The organism is Saccharopolyspora galaxeae, assembly GCF_016526145.1.
Lineage (GTDB): Bacteria > Actinomycetota > Actinomycetes > Mycobacteriales > Pseudonocardiaceae > Saccharopolyspora_C > Saccharopolyspora_C galaxeae.
This window is the reverse complement of sequence record NZ_JADDUE010000001.1, coordinates 864,274-867,172: the sequence shown is the minus strand read 5'-3', so window position 1 is coordinate 867,172 and position 2,899 is coordinate 864,274. Positions and strand designations below refer to the sequence as shown.

At 71.4% G+C, this 2,899-nt stretch carries 3 protein-coding genes; all 3 read right to left on the bottom strand.

The window, feature by feature from the left end:
* Window positions 1-68: 68 nt before the first annotated feature.
* Genes INP57_RS03860 through INP57_RS03850 form a run of 3 tightly spaced genes read right to left on the bottom strand, consistent with a single transcriptional unit; the run spans window position 69 to window position 2,897 of the window.
* Window positions 69-395 (bottom strand): hypothetical protein, encoded by a 327-nt coding sequence (locus INP57_RS03860; RefSeq protein ID WP_200068564.1) that lies wholly within the window; start codon window positions 393-395, stop codon window positions 69-71.
* A complete protein-coding gene (locus tag INP57_RS03855; RefSeq protein ID WP_200068563.1) occupies window positions 388-849 on the bottom strand; it encodes a YbaB/EbfC family nucleoid-associated protein in 462 nt (153 codons plus the stop codon). The genes INP57_RS03860 and INP57_RS03855 overlap by 8 nt, the downstream gene beginning before the upstream one ends.
* Window positions 846-2,897, bottom strand: coding sequence for a hypothetical protein (locus tag INP57_RS03850; RefSeq protein ID WP_200068562.1), 2,052 nt, complete (start codon window positions 2,895-2,897; stop codon window positions 846-848). The genes INP57_RS03855 and INP57_RS03850 overlap by 4 nt, the downstream gene beginning before the upstream one ends.
* Window positions 2,898-2,899: the final 2 nt, after the last annotated feature.

Below are 2,899 nucleotides of genomic sequence, written 5' to 3'. Positions count from 1 at the left end.
AGAGACCTCCTTCCTCGTGGGCGCGACCGGTCATTTCCCCCGTTGGTCAGCGGGCCATGCTCCTGCGTTCAGTTTCCGTATTCGTTCTGCTCGATGGCGGCGCGGTTCGCGGCGTCCTGTTTGCGGACGACCTCGATCTGCTTGTCGATCTGGTCGGCCAAGCCGTTCGGGGCGCCGCTCATGGCCTCAGCGCCCTCTTGCAACTTCTTGTTCGGCTCTTCGAAGTTCTTGATGAACGCCTCACCGATATCGTCGTTGCCCCAGCAGCCCCAATGGTCTTCGAGCGTCGTCTTCATCTCGTTGAAGCTCGCCGTGAGGTCCTCGCCCACCGCGCGCAGCTTCTTGTTGATGTCTTCGAGCGCGTCGGGGTCGATGCGGAAGTTCTCGTCAGCCATCCCTGCGGTCCTTCTTCTCGCGCGGGACGCCCGGCAGTTCCTCGGCCATTCCGACGATCGGCTTCATCAGCTGGTCGAGCACCGTGCTCGGGTCGACCTTGCCGGAGGCGATCCCCGCCAGGTCGACGCCCGGCAGCATGCCGCCGGACATCTGCTCGGTCAGCTTGGTCATGCTCTGCGTCCGCCCGGCCTGGATCGTCTCGACGATCACGCTGGCCAGCTGCGCGGGCGCCATGCTGCGGTACTTGTTCCCGTTGAACTTCAGGCCGGTGAGCTCGCCGCTGCCGTCGAAGGTCGCTTCCAGCGAGTGATCCTTGGCCTGCACGGTCGTGGACTGCCCCTGCTGCTGCTTGGTGACGTCGGCGACGCGCTCGCGCTCCCGCTCCAGCATGGACATCGCGGAATCGATGTCCGTCGGCACGTCCGGTTTCGGGTCCGGTTTCGGGTCCGTCATCGAATCCTCCTGTTCTCCCGGAGCTTTTCCAGGAACTCGTCGGCTCGCGCGCGGTCCGGGCCGGCTTCGGTGGGCTCGTCCGGATTCTCCGGCGGTTCCTCCGGCTGCTCCGGCCTGCCGAGGCTGCCTGCCACGCCCTGTTGCTCGCCCCAAACCGTCCGCTCGGCGTTGATCGGGATCTGGTTGTCGTCGCGCTGCTGGCCCGGCTGAGGCGGCATCCCGCCCATCATCGGGCCCATCGGGTGGCCGCCTGCCTGCCCGGTTCCACCCGCGGGCGGTGGTGCCGTGCCGCCCGCGGGCGCGGTGCCGGTCATCGGCTGCCCGGAGCCGGCGGTGTTCAGGTTCACCGGCGCGCCGTGCGTCCCGGCGGCAGGCGGCGTGCCCGCGCCGGTCGACGGGTTCGGTGTGGTCATCTGGCCCAGGTCCAACGCGGACGGCGCGGGAGTGCGCGGGACCGAGCTGCTCGGCGGGGAACTTGCGGAAGACGTCGCCGGAGCGGAACCGGCCGGTGCGGAGGACTGCGCACTGCTGTGCCCGTGCCCGCCTGCCGCGGAGGGGTCGGGACCGGACACGGTTTGCGGTGCCGGACCGGGATTCGCGGGTGGCTGGGGCGGCGCGGGGGCGCTCGCGGCCGACGCACTCGCCGCGGTGGGAGCGGTGGCCGCCGCGGTCTGCGGGGGAGGTGCACTCGCGTGGGCCGGCATCGACCGGGCCGGGGCGTGCTGCGGTTCCGCCGAGAAGGTGCGCACCTCGGACGCGGACGAGTCCGAATCCTGTTTGCGCGACACGGTTTCCGGGCGGTCCGAGCCCGACTCGGAATTCTCGTCCGACTTCGAGTTCTCGTCCGACTTCGAGCTGCTGTCCGGCTTGGAGCTCTCGTCCGATCCGGAGCTCTCGCCCGACCGGGAACTCCGCTCGGAACCGGACGACCATCCACCCGAGTTGTTCGACTGCCGCCCGAGCACGCCGGACGCGGCCTGCCAGCCACCCACCGAAGAGTCCTCAGTGGACTTCTCGCTGGTGCGCTTGCCCGCCGAACCCCCGGAGGATCGCCCGCCGAGCACGGCGGGCGAGCTCTGCGCGGCGACCGCGAGCCACGGCGCGCCCGTCGGCGATGCCCCGGATTCCGATGCACCACCGGCGTTCGGCGGTCGCCCGGTGTCCTGCCATCCGCCGGAACCGCCCGAAGAATCGCTGACCGTCATCGCGCCGGAACCCGAGCCGGACGAGAAGTACATGGCCTGCTGCGCGCCGCCGGAACCGGAAGCGCTCCAGCCACCGGACCCGGACGACGCCGAGCGCAGCGCGAGCGGATCGGCCGCTCCAGGCGTGCTACCGCCCTTGCCGGGCATCGCCGTCATGGACTTGGCCACGTCGCTGTAGACCGCTGAGATGTCGTAGACGATCTGCCGGGCCTGCTGGGTGCGCTCCTCGTCGCCCGGCGGCGGTGCCTGCGGACCGTTCCCCGCTGCGTCCGGTGCGGGAGCGCCGAGCGCTTGGCCCGGCCCGGGCCCGCCCTGTTGCTGCCCGGGAAATCCGGATGGCTGCCCCGGCGACGGCCGGCCCGGACCTCCGGGCACCCGCCCGGGAGCACCCAGCGCCTGCCCCGGAACTCCCGGCGCCTGCCCGGGAATTCCGGGAGGCTGCCCCGGAACTCCCGGCTGCGCGGCGGCTTGCGCGCTGCGCTGCTGTTCGAGGTCCCGCATCCGGCGCTGCCCCTCGGCCAGCGCGTCACCGGCGCGGCGCAGCATCCGCGCATAACCCGGTGCCAACGTGGCTTCCAAGACCTTCTCGTTGTCCGCGGCGAGCCGATCGCCCGCCGCCACGGCGCGGTCGATGGCCTGCCCGGACGAGTGCGTGCCGATGTCCCGCCACTGCGCGCGGAACCGGTCGGTCACCTCGCGCAGCCGGTCCGCGGCCCGGTCGAACGCACCGGCCTGCCGGTAGAAGACCTCCGGCGAGCTGCCGTGCACCAGCTGCGCCAATTGCTCGAAGTTCAACTGCTCCAGGTACGGGTCGGTGGCGGGAGTCGGCTGCGCGCCTGCCATCG

Excerpts from the sequence above, each read along its gene's own strand:
- INP57_RS03860 (WP_200068564.1), bottom strand. The coding sequence starts at position 395 with ATGGCTGACGAGAACTTCCGCATCGACCCCGACGCGCTCGAAGACATC.
- INP57_RS03855 (WP_200068563.1), bottom strand. The coding sequence starts at position 849 with ATGACGGACCCGAAACCGGACCCGAAACCGGACGTGCCGACGGACATC.
- INP57_RS03850 (WP_200068562.1), bottom strand. The coding sequence starts at position 2,897 with ATGGCAGGCGCGCAGCCGACTCCCGCCACCGACCCGTACCTGGAGCAG.